The sequence below is a fragment of the Corallococcus exiguus genome (genome assembly GCF_009909105.1).
In the GTDB taxonomy this organism is placed as follows: domain Bacteria; phylum Myxococcota; class Myxococcia; order Myxococcales; family Myxococcaceae; genus Corallococcus; species Corallococcus exiguus.
The window spans coordinates 40,421-59,401 of sequence record NZ_JAAAPK010000020.1 but is presented as its reverse complement, the minus strand read 5'-3'; the positions used below and the strand labels follow the sequence as shown (position 1 = coordinate 59,401).

The 18,981-nt window shown below is 68.2% G+C and carries 18 protein-coding genes; 10 read left to right on the top strand and 8 right to left on the bottom strand.

Going from position 1 to position 18,981, the window contains the following annotated elements; genetic code table 11:
* Positions 1-35: 35 nt before the first annotated feature.
* From GTZ93_RS41545 to GTZ93_RS41535, 3 genes are read right to left on the bottom strand one after another with little or no spacing between them, the layout of a single operon-like run.
* Positions 36-2,234 (bottom strand): peptidase domain-containing ABC transporter, encoded by a 2,199-nt coding sequence (locus GTZ93_RS41545; RefSeq protein ID WP_139918560.1) that lies wholly within the window; start codon positions 2,232-2,234, stop codon positions 36-38.
* Positions 2,224-3,171, bottom strand: coding sequence for an HlyD family efflux transporter periplasmic adaptor subunit (locus tag GTZ93_RS41540; protein ID WP_139918558.1), 948 nt, complete (start codon positions 3,169-3,171; stop codon positions 2,224-2,226). The genes GTZ93_RS41545 and GTZ93_RS41540 overlap by 11 nt, the downstream gene beginning before the upstream one ends.
* Positions 3,168-4,109, bottom strand: a complete 942-nt coding sequence (locus tag GTZ93_RS41535; protein ID WP_139918557.1) for an efflux RND transporter periplasmic adaptor subunit — start codon at positions 4,107-4,109, stop codon at positions 3,168-3,170. The genes GTZ93_RS41540 and GTZ93_RS41535 overlap by 4 nt, the downstream gene beginning before the upstream one ends.
* Before the next feature lie 401 nt (positions 4,110-4,510).
* Between GTZ93_RS41535 and GTZ93_RS41530 the strand changes: the two genes are divergently transcribed.
* Complete coding sequence (locus GTZ93_RS41530; protein WP_257979176.1) at positions 4,511-5,257, top strand: hypothetical protein; 747 nt, start codon at positions 4,511-4,513, stop codon at positions 5,255-5,257.
* A gap of 19 nt (positions 5,258-5,276) precedes the next feature.
* On the opposite strand, the gene GTZ93_RS41525 is transcribed toward GTZ93_RS41530, so the two are convergent.
* Positions 5,277-6,203: an RluA family pseudouridine synthase gene (locus GTZ93_RS41525; RefSeq protein ID WP_139918553.1), complete on the bottom strand. Its 927-nt coding sequence runs from the start codon at positions 6,201-6,203 to the stop codon at positions 5,277-5,279.
* A 104-nt stretch (positions 6,204-6,307) separates the two neighbouring features.
* Here GTZ93_RS41525 and GTZ93_RS41520 point away from each other — a divergent pair, with 104 nt between their 5' ends.
* The 3 genes from GTZ93_RS41520 to GTZ93_RS41510 all read left to right on the top strand — a co-directional run bounded on the left by GTZ93_RS41520 (position 6,308) and on the right by GTZ93_RS41510 (position 10,618).
* Positions 6,308-6,871, top strand: a complete 564-nt coding sequence (locus GTZ93_RS41520) for a hypothetical protein (protein WP_139918551.1) — start codon at positions 6,308-6,310, stop codon at positions 6,869-6,871.
* 187 nt (positions 6,872-7,058) lie between these two features.
* Positions 7,059-7,286, top strand: a complete 228-nt coding sequence (locus GTZ93_RS41515; RefSeq protein WP_199753706.1) for a mersacidin/lichenicidin family type 2 lantibiotic — start codon at positions 7,059-7,061, stop codon at positions 7,284-7,286.
* Between the two features lie 116 nt (positions 7,287-7,402).
* The gene (locus GTZ93_RS41510) at positions 7,403-10,618 is read left to right on the top strand and encodes a type 2 lanthipeptide synthetase LanM family protein (RefSeq protein WP_139918549.1); all 3,216 of its coding nucleotides are present in this window, start codon (positions 7,403-7,405) and stop codon (positions 10,616-10,618) included.
* Between the two features lie 38 nt (positions 10,619-10,656).
* Here the strand turns inward: GTZ93_RS41510 and GTZ93_RS41505 are convergent, their stop codons facing one another.
* Positions 10,657-10,974 carry a hypothetical protein gene (locus GTZ93_RS41505; RefSeq protein WP_139918547.1) on the bottom strand — a complete coding sequence of 106 codons (318 nt, stop codon included), beginning with the start codon at positions 10,972-10,974 and terminating at the stop codon, positions 10,657-10,659.
* A 78-nt stretch (positions 10,975-11,052) separates the two neighbouring features.
* Positions 11,053-11,403, bottom strand: a complete 351-nt coding sequence (locus tag GTZ93_RS41500; RefSeq protein WP_139918545.1) for a PaaI family thioesterase — start codon at positions 11,401-11,403, stop codon at positions 11,053-11,055.
* A gap of 98 nt (positions 11,404-11,501) precedes the next feature.
* On the opposite strand from GTZ93_RS41500, the gene GTZ93_RS43175 reads away from it, so the two are divergent.
* Positions 11,502-11,729: a helix-turn-helix domain-containing protein gene (locus GTZ93_RS43175; RefSeq protein ID WP_257979174.1), complete on the top strand. Its 228-nt coding sequence runs from the start codon at positions 11,502-11,504 to the stop codon at positions 11,727-11,729.
* Positions 11,730-11,739: 10 nt separating this feature from the next.
* On the opposite strand, the gene GTZ93_RS41490 is transcribed toward GTZ93_RS43175, so the two are convergent.
* Both GTZ93_RS41490 and GTZ93_RS41485 read right to left on the bottom strand, forming a co-directional pair.
* Positions 11,740-12,096, bottom strand: a complete 357-nt coding sequence (locus GTZ93_RS41490) for a GatB/YqeY domain-containing protein (protein WP_139918543.1) — start codon at positions 12,094-12,096, stop codon at positions 11,740-11,742.
* 11 nt (positions 12,097-12,107) lie between these two features.
* Complete coding sequence (locus tag GTZ93_RS41485) at positions 12,108-12,629, bottom strand: hypothetical protein (RefSeq protein WP_139918541.1); 522 nt, start codon at positions 12,627-12,629, stop codon at positions 12,108-12,110.
* Between the two features lie 125 nt (positions 12,630-12,754).
* Between GTZ93_RS41485 and GTZ93_RS41480 the strand changes: the two genes are divergently transcribed.
* From GTZ93_RS41480 to GTZ93_RS43370, 5 genes are all read left to right on the top strand, one after another.
* Positions 12,755-13,870 (top strand): sterol desaturase family protein, encoded by a 1,116-nt coding sequence (locus GTZ93_RS41480; RefSeq protein WP_257979178.1) that lies wholly within the window; start codon positions 12,755-12,757, stop codon positions 13,868-13,870.
* A gap of 12 nt (positions 13,871-13,882) precedes the next feature.
* Positions 13,883-14,743: a hypothetical protein gene (locus GTZ93_RS41475; protein WP_139918537.1), complete on the top strand. Its 861-nt coding sequence runs from the start codon at positions 13,883-13,885 to the stop codon at positions 14,741-14,743.
* Positions 14,744-14,900: 157 nt separating this feature from the next.
* Positions 14,901-16,052, top strand: a complete 1,152-nt coding sequence (locus tag GTZ93_RS41470) for a TIGR03118 family protein (RefSeq protein ID WP_139918535.1) — start codon at positions 14,901-14,903, stop codon at positions 16,050-16,052.
* Between the two features lie 188 nt (positions 16,053-16,240).
* Entirely contained in the window at positions 16,241-18,475 is a 2,235-nt protein-coding gene (locus tag GTZ93_RS41465; protein WP_139921519.1) for a M9 family metallopeptidase, read from the top strand.
* Positions 18,476-18,480: 5 nt separating this feature from the next.
* Positions 18,481-18,981 carry an endonuclease/exonuclease/phosphatase family protein gene (locus GTZ93_RS43370; protein ID WP_368733421.1) on the top strand — a complete coding sequence of 167 codons (501 nt, stop codon included), beginning with the start codon at positions 18,481-18,483 and terminating at the stop codon, positions 18,979-18,981.

Here is an 18,981-nt window from a genome sequence, read left to right as displayed (position 1 = left end):
CTCAAGGCCTTGGGGACTCTCTTCACGCCCGGATGTCAGAGCTGGGCTGACACCAGCCGGGCGTAGGCGCCATCCCCTTGCACGAGCGTCTCATGGCGCCCCTGCTCGACGATGCGCCCGTCCTCCATCACCAGGATGAGGTCCGCCTTGCGGATGGTGCTCAACCGGTGCGCGATGACGATGCGCGTGCAGTTCAGGGAAGCCAGCGCGTCCTGGACCCGGTGCTCGGTGACGGAGTCCAGGGCGCTCGTCGCTTCATCCAGGAGGAGGATTTTCGGGTCGCGCACCAGGGCGCGGGCCAGGGCCAGCCGCTGCCGCTGGCCTCCGGACAGGGACATCCCCCGGTCCGCCAGCGGCGTGTCGTACTGGAGCGGCATGGCCATGATTTCATCGTGGATCTGCGCCTGCTTCGCCGCGCCGACGATGCGCTCCGGGGGCGCTGACGGGTCCCCGAGCGCGATGTTCGCGCGCAGCGTCGCCCCGAAGAAGGAGGGCTCCTGCAGGACGATTCCCACCTGCTCCCGCACCGCGCTCAAGGACAGCTGCTCCAGGTCGACTCCGTCGTAGAGCACCCGTCCTCCCGTGGGCAGGTAGAGCCCCAGCAGCAGGTTCGCGAGCGTGCTCTTCCCCGCTCCGGAGCGCCCGACAATCGCCACCAACTGCCCGGGCTCGATGCGCACGGACACGTCCTGGACGATCATCGGCGCCAGGGTGCCGAAGCGGAACGAGACGCGCTCCATTTCAATCCGTCCCTGCAGCTCCGCGCTCGCCTCCGGCCGCGCCGTATCTCGCTCCACCGGGGTGTCCAGCACGTCATCGATCCGCTCGATGTAGCTGCCCACCAGTTGCAGCTGCCCCATCGTGGACACCAGGTTCGCCAGGGGCGTGAGCAGGGCCACGGCCAGCGCGTTGAGGCTCAACATCGTCCCCAGGCTCATCCGTCCCTCCAGGACCTGGAGCGCGCCCATGCAGAGCAGCAGCAGCGGCGCGCTCAACTTCAGCGTGCCGGAGAGCGCGTCCACCCAGGCGGTCAGCCGGCCTCGGGCCAGGGAGACGTTGAGCACGTCCACGAAGAGGCTGGAGTAGTGCTGCACGGCGCGGTGCTCCGCGCCGAAGGCCTTCAGCGTCTGCATCCCCGTCAGCATTTCAATCTGGTAGCTCTGATTGCGCGCCTCCAGCTCCAGGTTGCGCGCGAGCAGGCTGCGCTGCTGGCGCCGGGACACCTCGAACACCAGCACCTGCAACGCGCCCAGGGCGCCCACCAGCAGGGCCGTTCCGGGGCTCGCCACGGTCAGGATGACGAAGTAGAGCACCACCAGCAGGCCATCCAGCAGCGTGGACACGAGGCTGGAGGAGAGCACCTCGCGCACGGTGGCGGTGACGTTGAGGCGCGCCATCAGGTCGCCCGCGGCGCGCGCCTGGAAGAAGGGATACGCCAGCGACACCAGGTGCTCGAGGAACCCGAGCGTCATGTCCGAATCCACCCGCGTGCGCAGCTCCAGCAACAGGTGGCTGCGCACCAGCGAGGTCAGCAGGTGGAAGCACACCAGCGCGCCCAGCCCCACGCCCAGGACCAGCAGCAGGTGGTAGTCGCCCCGGGGAACGACGCGGTCCACCACCAGGCCGGTCAGCAGGGGGATGGAGAGCGTCAGGACCTGCAACATCAACGACAGGACGAACACCCGCGTGAGCGTCTGGGATTGGCGCGCGAACTTCTCCACGTAGCGCGACCTGCGCTTGGGTTTGCCCGGGGCTCGCACGAAGCCTTCGCCGGGTTCGAAGAGCAGCGCCACGCCGGTGAAGAACTGCCGGAACTGCTCCATGGACACGAAGCGCCGGCCCTGCGCCGGGTCGACGATGTGCACGCCGTCGGGAGCCCACCGCTCCAGGACGACATAGTGGGTGAACTTCCAGTGGAGGACCGACGCCTCGGGCAGGAAGGTCACTCCGTCCAGGTCGACGGAGACGCCCCGCCCCCTCAGGCCGAAGGCGCGTCCCGCCGTCAGCAGGTGCGCCGCCGCGAGCCCATCCTGGGAGGTGCCCATCACGCGCCGCAGCTCGTCCAGTCCCACGCTCCGGCCATGGAAGCCCAGCACCATGGCCAGACAGGCGAGGCCGCACTCCGCCGGCGTCATCTGCCGCACTTCCGGGATGCGCTGCCCGCGCGCCGCCGCATGGAGCCTTCGCAGCGCGGGGAAGCGCTCCACGAGCCCCCGTCCGGATTCATCCGCCATGGGGCAGCAGCTCCTTCAGTCCGGGAACGAGCGTGAGCAGGATGCTCTCCGACTTCACCCGCGCCTCTGCCCGCGCCGGCATGCCGTCGTAGTAGTTGAAGGTCCGTCCCTCGCGGACGAACGTCCGCAGCGGCAGCCGCGCGCGCACGAGCACCAGCGCTCCCTCCAAGGGAATGGCGTCCCCCAGCTCCGAGCCCAGGAAGCGCCGCGCCTCCGCGGGCCCGATGATCTGATCACCCACGGACTCGATGACGAGGTCGCGGTACTCGTAGGCGAAGCCCTGCAGCTCCAGGCGCAGGTCCATGCCCGGCACGAGCAGCGGACGGTACTGCCCCGGCAGGAAGCCCAGCACCACCACCGTCGCGTCGTCCCCCAGGAGCGACAGCGCGCGCATGCCAGAGGAGATGTACTGGCCGGGCTGCAACCGCAGGTCCCCGACGACGCCCGCGTGAGGTGCTCGCAGCGTGCGCTCCTCCAGCCGGGCCTGGGCCAGCTCGCGCTCGGCCCTGAGGCCCGTGAGCGCCTGGCGTGCCCCTTCATCCGAGGGGTCGCGCAGGTAGCGGACGAGTTGCAGTTCGAACTCGCGGGAGATGCGCGCCAGGGTCCCCTGCTCCTGTTCGGACGCGAAGTGCACCAGCGGCTGGCCCGCGACGACGCGCTGGCCGGGCTGCACGTCCACCGTCAGCACCACGCCGGAGAACGCGACCGTCAGGTCCGTCTTGCCCTCCACGCGAATGAGCGCGGGGCCCGCCGCGTATTCGAAGAGCGTGCCCACGCAGAAGAAGAGCAGCGAACAGGCCAGCGCGCCCACCAGCACCCAGTAGGCCCACCGGGTCCACGCGGGGCTGATCCGCAAGAGGTCGCCCCCGGACTCCGCGTGGGCCCGCTGCCGGTATTCCAGCGCCTCCTTGCGATACGGGCTCGGCCTGGACGTCATGGCGTGACCGCCTGGGAAGCGGCGTCCTTCTGGACGAACACCCGCACCACGACGCCCGAGGGCACCGGAGCATGGCCCTCGCGCGGCACGCTCGCGATGGCCAGGAGCATGCGCGAGGCCGCGTCTACTTCCGGTGCCAGGTTCTCCACCCTCCCCTCCAGGACCTGCCCCAGGGACGGCACCTCCACGGACAGCCGCGTGCCCACCGAAAGGCTCGCCGCCTGGTCCTCCGGAATGGCGAAGCGCACCTGCTGCGCTCCGGAGCGGATGAGGTGGAAGACGGCGCGGCCGGGAGCCACCATCGCCCCGGTGTCGAGGTAGCGGTTCGCGACCTGCCCGTCGAAAGGCGCGAGGACGGAGGCATCGGAGATCTTCTGGGCAATCTGCGCCACGCGCGCCTTGCGCTCCGCCACCATCGCCTCCACCGCGCGCAAACGGGCCACGGCGGTCTGCTCCTGGAAGCGTGCGGTGGCCAGCTCCTCCTCGGAGAGGGCCCCCAGGGCGCGCTGCTGCGGGTCGGAGCGGCGCTGGAGCCGCTCCTGCATCTCCGTGAGCGCGATGGAGGCGATGTGCTGCTCCGCCTCCCCTGCCTGGAGCGACGCCTGCGCCACCGCCAGCTCGCGCTGGAGGGCCCGCGTGTCCAGCTGGGCGAGGACCGCGCCCTGGCGCACGGTGTCTCCGACCTGCGCGTTCACGCGTTCGAGGGTGCCTTCCAGCCTGGCGGCCACGTCCACGCTGCCGCTGGCAACGATGACGCCCAGGAAGCCCTCACGGCGGGACGCAGGCTCCATCACGCGGGGCACGAGTTCCTGTGAGACAGCCGCTCCCGGCCGGGCCACGGCCGAGGCTCCACGGCCGCCGTGCCACCGGATGAGCAGGAGCGCCCCCAGGAAGACCAGGGCGCCCAGGCCCATCATCCATGTCGTGCGTCGTGACATCACACAGAAGTCATGCGGGGGGCGGCTCGCACGGGCTCAAAGGGGCAGGATCGAAGGACGGTGAGGCGAGTCGTAACCAGTGCCGCATTGTACTTCGGCGGGGCGCGACGCCACTTTCCATCTCCAGGTGACGGGAGGCCAGGAGCCGGGCCAGCGCTCACCTCCCCAACAGCGCTGCCATTTCGCCTATGTTCAGTGCGCTCCCCCCACCGCGCATCCAGGTCCTCCCCATGCTCCGCCCGAGACTCGTAGCCCTTGCCTTGCTCCCACTCGTCTCCGCCTGCTCCGACCCAGAGTGCACGGACACAGCGGACTGTGCGTCCCGGGGCCCCGACATCGTCTGCGTTGAGGAACGCTGCGTTCAGGCGTCCTCGCCAGATGCAGGTGCGGGTGACTCGGGCGTGGACGCAGGCACGTCCGACGACGCGGGTTCGGGGGACGCGGGCTCCGGCGACGCGGGCTCCGGCGACGCGGGCGCTCCGGATGCCGGGGACTCGGATGCGGGCACCCTGGATGGCGGTGAGCCTCCGCCGGAAGCCTCGCTTCGCATCACCGAGATCAACCCAGACGCCCCGCAGGACCTCATCGAACTGGTGGCCGTCACCGGCGGGACGCTGACCGGTATCTCCCTCCAGGAGCTCACCAACTCCGACTTCGCCTTCACCTTTCCCCAGGGCTACACGGTGGAGACGGGCGCCGTGCTGGTGCTTCACCTCGGCGGCGCCTGCACCGACGCTCCCAGCAACGCGGCATCCTGTGGACAGACCGCGCCCTTCAGCGCCAGTGCCTGGGACTTCAGCATGCCTGGCACGCTGAGCTACTCCGGCAAGGCGTTCGAGCTGCTGTCGTCGAAGGGCGTGCCTGTCGATGGCGTTCCCTTCGTTCGAGCCTCCGGAGAGATGCCCTTGACCATCGTCGCCGCCGTCCAGCGGCTTCAAGCGGACCGCGTCTGGGATGCCACCCCCTGCATCCACGACATGACCACCGGCTTCGCGAAGGACCGCTACTGCCGCAACATCGCCGCGGACTGGTCCAGCCTCAACGAGAGCTCCAGCATCATGCGCATCAATGGCACCGCGCCGCTGACGACGCCGGGGCTCAAGACGCAATGGAGTGGCCCGCTTCCGTCACGGTGGGGCTCCTACTGAGGCCATTGCGTGTGGGGGCTCAGGCTTCCGACGCCATCCTCAACGCGGCCGGAGGTGGGGCGTACAGGCGCAGGCGCTCCGCCGTCATGGGGTGCGTGAACGCGAGCGTCTCCGCGTGGAGCAGGTAGCCTCCATCTCCGGGCAGGCCGGGCGCGTGCTCGCGGGGCAGACCTCCCGAGGCGAACATCGGATCTCCCGTGAGCGGATGACCGATGGCCGCCAGGTGGATGCGGATCTGCTCGGGGCGGCCCGTGTGGATGCGCACCTCGAAGAGGGTCTGTCCGTCACGCCGCTCCAGGACCTCCGCGCGGCTGTGTGACGGCTTGCCCTTCGCGGTCGCCCCGTGCACCGCCCCCAGCACGGGGTGCGGCACCAGCCCGATGGGCGTGTGGATGTCATAGGACTCCTGCGCCGCGACCCCGTCCGAGAGCGCCCGGTAGCGCTTCTCCACGTCGCCCTCGCGCCAGTTGCCTGAGAGCTTCGCGGCGGCTTCATGCGTGCGGGAGAAGAGCACCAGCCCCGAGGTCGCCCTCCCCAGCCGGTGCAGCGCGGACGCCTCCGGCCAGCGCAGCCGCACGAGCGAGAGCAGCGTGCGCTTGAGGAAGCCGCCGGAGGGCAGCGTCGGCAGCCCGCTCGGCTTGATGACCGCGAGCAGCGCAGCGTCCTCGTACACCAACTCGAAGCTGTCGGGCGCCTCCGGTTCCCGCCAGGGCGGCCGGTGCCAGCAGAGCTCCTGGTGGGCCCGCAGCACCTCGTCGCCGGTCGCGATGAGGCCGTCCAGTCGCACCTCGCCACGCACGAAGCGCGCACGCCACTCCTCCTCGGTGGAGTGCCGGTACTTGTCCGACAGGTGGGCGAGCGTGGTGCGCCCCACGGAGGCGGCGCCAATCCACTCGCGGTACACGTAGCCGTCATTCAGGCCGGAGGAGTCGTCAGGCTGGGACATCACCCGTGCACTCTACGTCAGTGCTGCTGACACCAGGACCTCGTGGTCCTTCCATGGGACGCGATATCAAAATAGAGAGAAGGCACACGCCCCAAGGAGGACAGATGTCGCCGCGTCATCTCGCGCCGTGGTTGTTGCTGGTGGCCCTTGTTACTGCCTGCGCATCGTCCCCACCGGTGGAGCAGCGAAGGCAGCCGCCCCCGAGGATCCTCTTCGAGTCGCCCCTCGCGTTGCTGCTCGAGAACTATCAGGAGCTGGGGCTGAGCACCGACCAGTTGATCAAGATAGGCCAGCGGGACGAAGCACTGACCGTGACCAACAGGCCCCTGCGTGAAGAGCTCCGGGCCATCTGGACGCCCCCCATGGGAGGCAATCCGCCGCCGGGAGCCATGCCTGTCAGGGTCGGCCCCGCGGGCCGGGGAGGCCGGCCTCCGTACAGGCCGCCGGCCCAACCTCCCGAACCCGTGAGCGAGGAAGCGCTGAAGCGGCAACAGCTCCTGCTCCAGGCGATGGAGGCCAACGAGACAGCGGCGTACAGCGAGGTCGAAGCACTCCTGGAGGAGCCTCAGAAGGAGAAAGCACGAGCGCTGGTCGAGAAGCAGCGCGAGGAGCGGGTTCGCGCACGTGAGTCGATGCAGAAGGCCCCCGAAGCCCCACCCGAGACGTAGTCCTGGAGGGGTCTCGGCGCATGGCTCTTCACCACGCGTGATTACCCTCCCACGCGCCAGGGAAAATGGGGCGCCCGCGACTCACACCGGCATCACCCGGTGATACATGAAAAGGCCGCGGACGTTTGAAGCAGCCGGAGTTCGCGGGCTAGCCTGGGTGGGCCGTCAAAAAAGGAGGCGGCTCAACATGATGACCCCCGACATGATCATCCGCGCCTGGAAGGACCCGTCGTTCCGCGAGAGCCTCACCGCCGAGCAGCGCACCCAGCTGCCCGCGAACCCCTCTGGCGCGACGCTGAACGAGCTGAGCGAGACCGAGCTGATGGACGTGGTCGGCGGCAGGATCGACATCGGCTTCACCGCCACCAACTCCTGTGAGTACATCTGCACCAATCTGACGTTCTCCCTGTGCTGATGGACGGTGTGTGACGGGCGACTCCCACGAGGAGTCGTCCCGTTTCACTCGAGGCGCGGGGGCTCCGGTCCTCGCGCCTGTCTTTTTCCAAGTCCAGACGGACGTGCAGGGCGCGCATGCGAGAGGGCTTGAAGATGGATGCGTGGGAGCGGGCTGCCTTCCTCCATGAGCGGGAGGCCGCGGGAGAGGACCCTTCCGCCCCGTCGCTCCAGCAAGCCGAGTCGCGCCTCCAGGCGTGGCGGCGCAGCACGCTGGGGGATGAGGCGTCCTTCGATGAGCGCCTTCGCGGCGTGGGGCTGGACGCGGCGTCCTTCGTGCGCAGGCTCGCGGGAAGTACGACGCGGCCGGAAGCCCTGACGTGGCTGCCGCTCCTGGAAGAAGTGCTGTCGGACCGCGCGGCCGACGTCGCCCTCCCCTCCCCCGTGGATCCAAGCCCACGGATGCGCGTGCCCGCACTGACGCGCCGGTTCCTCCAACTGGGGCTGAGCCGGCTGCGGGCTGGCGTTGATGCGCTGGCCACCCGGAGCGGATTGGCCGCCGATGCATTGCTGGACGCGCGCGCCGAAGCCTGGCTCGTGGACGCGCTGGAGCAGCGGCTGATGCAGACCGCGACCCGGTCGCTGGTGCTGGAGCTCAACGTGGCCCGGCTGCGCGGCGAACTGCGAGGCGAAACACCCCAGGCGCGCTTCGAGCACTTCGCCCTGCACCACCTGGAGGCCCCGGGCCGGCTCGCCGCGTTCCTGGAGGAGTACCCGGTGCTGGCGCGGCTCCTGGTGACGTCCCTGGAGCGATGGATCCAGACGAGCCTGGAGCTGCTGACACACCTGGCGGAGGACCGGGAGGCCCTGGTGGCCGTGCTCGGCGCGGACGTGGATCCAGGGCCGCTCGTGGAGGCGCGCACCGGCGCGGGAGATCCGCACCGCGAGGGCCGCAGCGTGGCGCTGCTGACGTTCCGCTCCGGCTTGAGGGTCGTCTACAAGCCGCGGTCGCTGGAGGTCGAGGCCCGCTACCAGGACCTGCTGGAACAGCTGGAGCGCTGGGGCCTGCGCCATCCGCACCGCAGGCTGAAGGTGCTGACGCGCGAGTCACATGGCTGGGTGGAGCACGTCGAGACCAGCGGGTGCGCAGACCGCGACGCCGTGGCGCGCTTCTATTGGCGCCAGGGCAGCCACCTGGCGCTGCTGTATCTGCTGCGCGGAGTGGACCTGCACTCCGGCAACCTCCTCGCCGCCGGAGAGTTCCCCGTCCTCGTGGACCTGGAGGGGCTCTTCCACCAGCTGCCCGCTCCGCGCGCTGACGACACGGCGGTGTCCCGCGCCGCGCGCTTCCTGGAGCGGTCCGTGCTCAGCAGCGGCCTGCTGCCCACGCTCATGTTCGGCAGGGAGGGCCGGGCCGGCGTGGAGCTGAGCGGCCTGGGCGGCGAGGCCGGCCAGCTCTTCCCCCACGCCGCGCCCACGCTGGAGGACCGCGCCCGGGACACCCTGCACGTCGTCCGTCGGCAGCCGACCACCGCGGCGGCCCACAACCGCCCGCTGCTCGAGGGCCAGCCCGTGGACGTCACTGCGTTCGGGGCGTGCATCGAGGAGGGCTTCCAGGAGACCTACGCGTTGCTTCTCCAGCACCGCGAGGCGGTAGCGCGGACACTCGAGGGGTTCCGCGACGTGGAGGTGCGCCACATCGCGCGGGCGACGATGCGCTACGGCTTCCTTCTCCAAGAGGGCCTGCACCCGGACTTCCTGCGCGACGCGCTCGACCGGGATCAGCTGCTCGACAAGCTGTGGGCGGAGGTCCGCGTGCGCCCTTCGCTGGCGACGCTGACGCCCTCCGAGCACGAAGACCTCCGGCTGGGGGACGTGCCCGTCTTCACGGCGCGACCGGGGTCCCGCCACGTCTGGGACAGCCGGGGGCGCTGCATCCCGGATCACCTGCCGCGCGCCGGCCTGGAGGGCTCGCGCCAGTTGCTGGAGGACCTGGGCCCCGAGGACTGCGCCGGCCAGGTGGCGCTGATCCGCCAGTCGCTGGTGACGCTCGAGCGCGAGCAGGAGACCGTTACGCCCCGAGCGTCGGGCATTGCCGCCGGGGATGCCCTGCCCCCGCCCGCCACGGCCGAGGCGTGTCTGGCGGGCGCGGTGCAGTTGGGCGAACTACTGGCGGCCCGAGCCATCCAGGGCGCCCACGACGTCGGCTGGATTGGCGTGGGCATCCAGGACCTGGAGCGCCGTCGCTGGGGGCTCACACCCCTGCGCACGGACCTCTTCGACGGCGTGGGGGGCGTGGCGCTCTTCTACGGCTACCTGGCGGCGGTGACAGGCCGGGAGGACTTCGCGGCGCTGGCGCGCAGGGCGTCCGTGCCGGTACGCGAGCAGTGGCGCGCGCCCGAGTCCCAGGACCCTTCCGGCGTGGGGGTGTTCACGGGGCGCGCGGCGAACATCTACGTCCTCAGCCATCTGGCCGTGGCGCTGGGCGACACCGCGATGCTGGACGAGGTCCACGCGGGTCTGGGTTCGCTGGAGGCGAGAATCGACGCGGACACGGCGCTGGATCTGGTCGCGGGCGTCGCGGGGACCGCGCTGGCGCTGACGCGGCTCCACCAACAGACCGGCAGCGAGGAGGCGCTCCGGCTGGCGCGCAAGTGCGGGGAGCGGATGCTCCAGACAGCGAGCGACTCCGAACACGGTGGGCGCGCGTGGGTGGTGCCCGCCGCAGGGCGCGCGCTCACAGGCCTGGCCCACGGCGCGGCCGGCTTCGTCTGGGCCCTGCTGGAATTGGCCACGCTCACCGGCGACGCGCGATACCGGGAGGCCGCACGCCAGGGATTGGCCTTCGAGCGGGCCCTGTTCGTCCCGGAGCGCGGCAACTGGAAGGATTTGCGCACGTCGAAGGAAGGCGAGCCGCTGGTGCCCGGTGGCTTCATGACAGCCTGGTGCAACGGAGCCGCGGGCGGCGTCCTGGCCCGGCTGCTGTCGCTGCGCCACCTGGACGATGTGCGGCTGCGCGACGAGCTTCGCGCGGGGCTCGCAACCGTGCAGCGGGAAGGCTTCGGCGGCAGCCACTGCCTCTGTCACGGCGACGTAGGCAACCTGGAGGTGCTGCACCTGGCGGGAGAGGTGCTGGGCGACGAGGCATGGAAAGAGACCGCGCGCTCACGGGCCGCGCGGGTGCTGGCTCAGGGCCGGGACGGAGCGTGGCGTTGCGGCCTGCCGAGGTTCACCGAGGCGCCAGGATTGATGCTGGGACTTGCCGGCATCGGGATGGGGCTCCTGCGCCTGGCCGCGCCCGACTTCGTGCCGTCCGTGCTGGCGTTGCAGCCTCCACGCGCCCAGGCGAGGTAGGCCAAACGCTCCCGCGCTGTGCAGCGGGAGCGAGGGCCTCAGGGACAATGCGTGCAGTAGAAGTAGTCGCTATAGACGGGATAGGCGCTCTCCACGCCCCAGCAGGTGGGATAGCAGGACGCATCCAGCTCGCACTCACCGACCTGCCCATCGGCTTGCATGGGGAGTGAGGTCCAATAGGTGGTGAGCCTGGGGACGTAATGCTGGGTGCAGGCGCTCGCCTTCACTGAGCCTCCTGACTCGGAGACCAGCGAAGGCTGCCGGACTTCGTTCCCGGTGCCTTCCAGGCTGGAATCGCCTCCGCACGCAACCAGACCCGACGCCAGGAACGCAGCCACTGCCAGCAGTTGCTTCATGGGGTCCTCACCTCGTGAAAGGAGTTCCGGATGAATCTCGCACGTTCGTTCATCCCAACTCCAGCCGGGGTCATCTCTTCACCTCAGATACGCAGTCGCCTGGAAGGCCGCGATCTGCCGCTCCCCGGAGTCGAGCACGCGCACTTCATACGTGGCCAGCTTCCTGCCGCGTGAAAGCTCGCGGGCTGTCGCCTCCAGGGGACCGTCATTCGCCGCGGTCAGGTACGTGATGTTGGCCTGGATGCCGATGGCTGTCTGGCCATGCGAGTTGCAAGCCGTGGCGAAAGCGATGTCGGCCAGCGCGAAGATCAAGGCGCCGTGCGGCGTCCCAAGCCCGTTCAACCGGCGAGAGGACACCGGGAGGCGGACGCGAGCGGTCCCTGGACCGCGCTCCACCAGCTCGCGGAGACAGGCCTGCTCCATGGCCATACGGCCACGACCCACTGGGCCAGCCTGGACGCTGCAGGCATCAGTATCCCGGGGTCGACTGGACGAGCGACCTGCGCATCTCTGTCACGGGTAGGCTCGTGACCGCGCGAGACATGGAAGCGACAGGGCGAACGCTGTTGGCGTACCTCACGGAGGTCCGTCTGGCTCGGGCGCGGGAGTTGCTGAACGCCAGCGACGAAGCCGTCTCACAGGTTGCTCACCGGGTGGGCTACGAGAACGCCGCCACGTTCACCGCGCTCTTCAGGCGGCACCACGAGCAGACGCCGACCGCCTACCGCGAGTCATCCAGGGGCTCCGCTGGCTGACCGGCAGCGCTCAAAGCGCCAGCAGCACATCCACTTGCGCCTGGAGCGTCCGGGCCTCTTCATGCTTGCCAAGTCGGGTGTAGAGCGCCACCGCGTCGCGATGCTCCTGGATTTCACGCTGGACGAGCGCATCCACCGCCTCCGGCGACAACAGCAACCGGGCCACCTCTCCACTTCCGAGCCCGCTCACGCCGCCGGCGATGCCACCAGAGACCGGAGCAGGAGCGACGCTCACATCGGGCGCCTCGGCATTGTCGATGGCGGCGAGCGTTTCCCGAAGCACCGCCGAAGCGGGCGCGTTCCGGTTGCGCAGGGCCTCCTTCATCGCGGCCCGCAGCGTTGCCTTCCATTCATCCACGGTCTTCATGCGTCGGGGTCCTATGACGTCTGCAAAATGAGGGTGCCGTAGCTGCCGCTGCAATCCAGCGCATACAACTGCTCGTTGCCGGTCGACAGTATCATGCAGGCGCGGCTCGGGACTCCCAGACGCTTCCGCCCAGAAAAGATGTTGTTCCCCGCCACCCCTTTGGCGAAGCGTCCGAAGAGCGTCTTCCAGCCCTTCTCGGGCATGAACGGATCCAGCTCGATACCGCGGAGGGAGCGACCTCGATGGGCCTCATGGACAATCACCGAGGCCACGAAATGCGCGAAGCCTTGAAAGCGCTCCACCGGGTATGCGTCGATGGAAAACGAGGCATCACCATACAGGGTGATTCCCGCCTGCTTCGCCTCTGACAGGGACATGTAGCTGATCTCCTGCCTGATTCCGTGGAGGTCCGGAAAGCGGGCCTGGACTCCGGCGCCCTGCGACTGCCAATCCACGCTGACGTCACCCAGACCCGTGATGTTCATGTCGGGCGAAAGGAGCCTGTTCACTTCGTCCCGCAGCGTGAGGTCCATGCCGCCCCTCTTGACGCATTGGGATGCGAACAGCAACGCGCGAGTCCGCCGGGGGGCCTGCGCCGTCACCCGGGTGGTGTAGGCTCACGCCTCGCCGCACTCCTTCTGGACGGTCTTCCTTGGAAATGCTTCTTGCTCCCGCCCGGCGCATCGACCTGGGCAAACGCGCCGGTGTCACCGGCGGGTTGCTGGGCGTGCTCTGCGTGGTCGCGGAGTTCTGCTTCCTGTTTCCCCACGTACTCGTGTCCAACGATGGCCGGGCCTTCTACGTGGAGCACCTGGAGGTCTTCCGGAGCATCCTCCAGGTGTCCATCATCGCCACCTTCCTGCTGGGCACCTTCAGCGTGATGACCCTGCGCTCCAAGGCGCACGGCGGCATCGCCATGGTGCTGGCGCTGGTGGCGTTGCTCCTGGGAGGCAGCGAGGCGGAGCCCCTGACGCACACGCCGCGCGCGATGAGCGCGGGCCTGGACTTCTTCGCGTTGGACCTGCTGGTGTTGGGGCTGGTGTTCATCCCCATGGAGCGGCTGTGGGGGCTGAACGAACAGAAGATCTTCCGCGTCGGCTGGCAGACCGACCTCAAGCACTTCTTCGTCAGCCACGTGGGCGTGCAGCTCATCTCCTTCGCGGTGCTCATCCCCGTGCAGGTGTTCCTGTCCTGGGCCGTGAAGCTCGACTTCCAGGCGCACGTCGCCGCGCAGCCCATCTGGTTGCAGTTCTTCGAAATCCTGCTGGTCATCGACCTGGTGAGCTACTGGGTGCACCGGGCCTTCCACACCGTCGGGTGGATGTGGAGCTTCCACGCCATCCACCACTCGACGCTGCAGATGGACTGGCTGGCCAGCTCGCGCAGCCACCTGGTGGACATCCTGGTCAACCGCTTCGCGGGCTTCGTGCCGGTGTTCCTGCTCGGATTCCACCCGTCCGCCATCTACGGCTACCTCGTGTTCGTGTCCTTCCACGCGGTGTACATCCACGCCAACGTCAACCACCGCTGGCCGTACCTGCGCTGGATCTTCGCGACGCCGGAGTTCCACCACTGGCACCACACATCCGATGACGAAGGCATCGACAAGAACTTCGCTGTCTTCCTGTCATTCATCGACGTCATCTTCGGCACCGCGCACATGCCGTCCCACTGGCCCTCGAAGTACGGCACCACGAAGTTCCAGCCGCCGGAGACCTACCTGGGCCAGCTGGCGTACCCGTTCAAGCGCCATGAAGAGACGCCCTACGGGTAGCCCACGACCACCATGGGAAAATACAAGCTGATCTCCAAGCCGTTTCCCGCGCTCACGGCGGGGGACGTCAAGCACGGCGGGACCGGCCTCATCGAGGACGCACGACACGTCGTGTCTCCGTTGAGCGTGGGCAACAGTCACGCGAGCACGCCTCTTGAGTTCCTGTTCAAGAAGTTCGCGGTGCACGTCACGTCCTTCGAGATCGAGGGTGCCGAGGCGCCGAACTGGTTTGGCGTGAGCTTTCGCAAGGGCATCCAGTCCTTCGATTCCGTGAACATCTTCTGTCACCCCAGCCCGGGGACCGCCGGGATGACGGACCGGGACTACCCGACGCGCGCGGGTTCGTGGCCGCGCCTGTTCCGCTACGCGCAGATGATGGGGGCCCAGTTCGCCATCGCCGGCTCCGACCAGGTCGCGATCGTCCCCTTCTTCAACAATGCGTCGTACTCGAGCACGGGCCTCTTCGGTGCGAACTGGAAGGACATCGTCCTGGACATCCTGACGGAGGTGAGGGCGGAAGCGCGGCAACGCACCGACCCCTTTCCCGTGGTGCTGAAGGACGTGGTGCTCTCCGACTTCAGCTTTGGCCGTGGCCTGATGCGGAACATCCGGGCGCGAGCCCCCAGCCTGTCCCGGTACCTGCGGGAGATCTGGGACTTCGACGGCGTCGGCGGGACACCTCCCTACGGAGCGGGAGAGGTGGGCGCCATCCTCTATGACCAGTCCACCGGCGGAGACCCGCGCATCTTCCATGTGCCGCCGACCCGGTGGCAGCAGTTCCACGGCAAGATTGCTTCAAGCGTCCACAGCAACATCCCGGACCTGCTCGCGTGTCACGCGGCCACGGTGAGCAACGTAGGCCGCGGCGGATAGCGCCCGGCCCGGGGTCGGATGACGCGTTGGAAGCCGGGCAATAAGCACTGGCAGTCATTTCCCTGCTCAAAAGGGCCTGTTGCGGTGGAGTGCTCCTCTTCTCAGGTTTCAGTCAGACGAGAAGGTCACAGCAGCGCGATAGCTCAAGGGGGGAATCATGAAGACAACGTCGATTCGCGAACTGGGGCGGCGGTGTGGGGGATATGTGCTTGGATTGTCGCTTGCCGTGGTGGCGCTGCCTGGAGCGGCCATCGCCCAGGCACCGGGCGGGCTTCCCAACACGTACACCCAGAGGAACCTTGTCTCCGATGGCAGCGCGGCCGCGGAGCATCCGGATCCCAATCTGATCAACAGCTGGGGGCTTGCCTTCAACCCGTTCGGCGCCGCCTGGGTCGCCGACAACGGGACAGGGGTGTCAACCCTCTATGACGGCGATGGGAACGCGCAGTCGCTCGTGGTCACCATCCCGGTGCCCACGGGAGCCACGGCTCCGTCGAGCCCCACGGGCGTCGTCTTCAACGGCTCCGAGGGCTTCGTGGTCACCTCGGGAAGCGCCAGTGGGGCTGCTCGCTTCATCTTCGTGACGGAGCAGGGCGTCGTGGCTGGCTGGTCTCCGCTGGCGGCCCCAGCCAATGCCATCCTCACGGTGGACAACTCCGGCAGCAACGCGATCTACAAGGGCGTCGCCCTGGCGAACAATGGCACCGCCGCCTATCTCTACGCGACCGACTTCCACAACGGAAAGGTGGACGTCTTCGACAGCAATTTCGCGCCCGCCACGCTGAGCGGGAACTTCACGGACCCGAACCTGCCTGCCGGCTTCGCGCCGTTCGGCATCCAGAACATCAACGGCGACCTCTACGTGAGCTATGCGCAGCAGGACGATGAGCGCAAGGACGACGTGCACGGCGCGGGCCTGGGCTACGTCAACGTCTTCGATTCAAACGGGAACCTGATCCGCCGGCTCATCTCCGCGGGCAGCCTGAACGCGCCGTGGGGCATGGCCGTGGCGCCCGCCAGCTTCGGGCGGTTCGCCGGGCGCCTGCTGGTGGGCAACTTTGGCGACGGCACCATCAACGCCTTCGACACCGTGACGGGCACCCTGGATGCCCAACTCCAGGGCACCAACGGGAAGCCGATCGTCATCGACGGCCTCTGGGCGCTCGCGTTTGGCAACGGCCTCATGAACCAGCCCACCCGCACGCTGTTCTTCACCGCGGGTCCGGCGGAGGAGAGCCAGGGCCTGTACGGCCGGCTGGACGTGGCCACCCCGGGCGCGACCCGCGTCCCCTCCCGTCCCACGCGCTGAGCCGCGCGCGGTCGAAACAGGGAACACTCCAGGGATGCGCCCGGGGAAGTCTGCCCCGGGCGCGTCCCTTTTTCTTTCGCATCAACGGGGCCCCCATCCCTCGAATGCGTCAGGCCTGTCAGACCTGGCTGCTAATTCATGCTCAACACGAATCAACCCAAGCCCCCCCCCACCCGGAGCATGAGTCCATGCGCGGTCCTGTCACGGATTGGTGTCGCTGGAACATCGCCTTCGCTGTCGGATTCATCCTGTGCGCGACGAGCGCGCTCGCCCGCCCTGGTGCGCCCCCACCCGCCGAGTCCTCCTGGGGGGTCCACGGGCTGGAACATCCCCATCAACGCATCCAGCCCGACGAGCGCGAGCCGGAGATGGCCCCAGAGCGACTGCGACAGAAGCACGCTCCTGTCCTCCGGGCGCAGACCCTGGTGGCCTGTGAGCCGGCTGCCTTCGCGTCCGCCAGCGGCATGGAGCTTGTCTCACGGGTGAAGGGCTCCACGGAGGACTGTCTCAACTCGCTGTTCTATGCGACGGCCCCCCAGTCCGGGCAGATCTTCATCGAGAGCAAGATGGTCACCATCGCCAACGCGCTCACCGTCAGCGCCCAGCAGTACGCGGGCAACAACTCCGCGCAGACACTCCAGCTCATCCTGTTCCTGCGCGCTGGCTACTACGTCCAGTTCTACCAGTCAGGCACGGTGGGCAGCTACGGCGCCTCGCTGCGCGACGCCATCCGTCCGGCCCTCGCGGCCTTCGTCGCCAATACCCATTTCACGGACGTCAACGACGCACACGGCGCGGTGCTGCGGGAGTTCGTCATCCTCATCGACAGCGCGGTGGAGGCAGCCCAGCACCTGGGCACGCTCCGGGGCCTGCTGGACCGCTTCAATGCCACCACCGAGGCGTCCTATTACATGAGCGGCGCCACCAACAGCGTCTACCAGGTCCTCTACCGGAGCCATTCCAACGCGGCCTTCCTGGCGGCCGTGCAGGCGGACACGTCCATCCTCCAGTCGCTCGAGTCCTTCATCACCCGCACCGAACACCTGCTGGGCACCTCCAACCAGTACCTCACCGTCAACGCGGCGCGCGAGCTGGCCCGCTTCCTCAGACACACCGGACCGCTCCAGACCCTGACGCGCCCCAAGGTGAAGGCGGTCATCGACAACCACTCGATGACAGGTCCCTCGGCGGGCCTCTGGGTGGGCGCGGCGGAGATGGTCGACTTCTACGACAAAGCCAATTGCGCGTACTACGGCACCTGCGACTTCCGCCGGACGGTGGAACAGACGGTGCTCGGCATCACCCACACCTGTGGAGCCACCCTGCGCATGCGCGCGCAGCACATGACGGCGACCCAGCTCACGCAGAGCTGCGACCAGCTCGCCACGCAGGAGACGTACTTCCACGACACGCTGAAGACGAACCGCGTGCCCGTGGCCAGCGACAACAACACGTCCCTGGAGGTGATCATCTTCGACAGCAGCCTCGACTATCAGAACTACGCTGGCGTGCTGTTTGGCATCAATACCAACAATGGCGGCATGTACCTGGAAGGGGACCCCGCCGCCTCCGGCAACCAGGCCCGCTTCATCTCCTACGAGGCGGAGTGGCTGCGGCCCACCTTCGAAGTCTGGAACCTGCGCCACGAATACGTCCATTACCTGGATGGCCGCTACAACATGAAGGGTGACTTCAACACGAGCACCAGCCAGCCCACCGTCTGGTGGATCGAGGGCCTGGCCGAATACATCTCCAAGAAGAACGACAACGCCAGCGCGGTGACGCTGGGCAAGAGCAAGGCCTTCCAGCTCAGCGAGGTCCTGCGCAACAACTACAGCAGCAGCGCCGACCGCGTGTACTCGTGGGGCTATCTGTCCACGCGGTTCATGTTCGAGCGGCACGCGGACCAGGTGGACACCTTCCTCGCACAGTTCCGCGCGGGCAATTACACCCCCTATCGCCAGTCCCTGGACGCGCTGGGCACGGCGAACGACACGGAGTTCCACCAGTGGATTGACTGCGTCGCGAGGGCCGCGGACCCGAGTGTCTGCGTGCCCCCTGGCTCCGGCCCCGGGCCGATTCCTGCCTGCACGGCATCCAACCCGCAGCAGCTCGACAATGACTGCTACCGGGGCCCGCTGGCCTCCACCGGCACGCTGCTCTACTTCTATCTCTATGTGCCTCCCGGCGCGCGCAACCTGCGCTTCGTGGCAAGCGGCGGCACGGGCAACGCGGACCTGTATGTCCGCAGCGACACCTGGCCCTCTCAGACCGTGTATGACTACCGGCCCTATCTCCCAGGCAATGACGAGACGGTGGAAGTCCCCTCCCCCACCACTGGCGCCTACTACTACCTCATGCTCGTGGCCCGCACGCCCTACTCGGACGTGAAGCTGGAGGCCCACTTCGACAGGGCAACCTGATCGCCGTGCGGACGGAGTACGGCCCCTCCGTGCAATACAACCTCGACCTCCCCGGGAACTCAGGCCACGGGATGATCTGCATCGACTTCACCAAGCAGGGCCGGGCCTTCCGGGCTTGCAGCACCCATCTCATCGCTGGCTCGGGCCCGGACGACAACACGCGGCTGTCTCAAGCCAATACAATCCGCTCCTGGGCGACCAGCTGGATGAACTCGGGTTACCGGGTCATCGTCGGCGGAGACTTCAACGCGGCGCCCAGCTCGCCCGTCATCCAGACGTTGAACCACCTGGGCAACGGTGACCCGTTCATCGACGCGGACTTCAAGGCGCCCCGCGAGACCAAACGTCAGTACAGCCCGGCCTGCAACCAGCCGTGGAACTCGAAGCTCGACTACGTGTTCTTCTCGTACAACTGGACGGGGAGGAACAACATCGAGGCCACCCTGCGCGGAGAGACGTGCTCCGATCACCGCGCGCTCATGGGCACGGCCAAGGTGACGAACTGA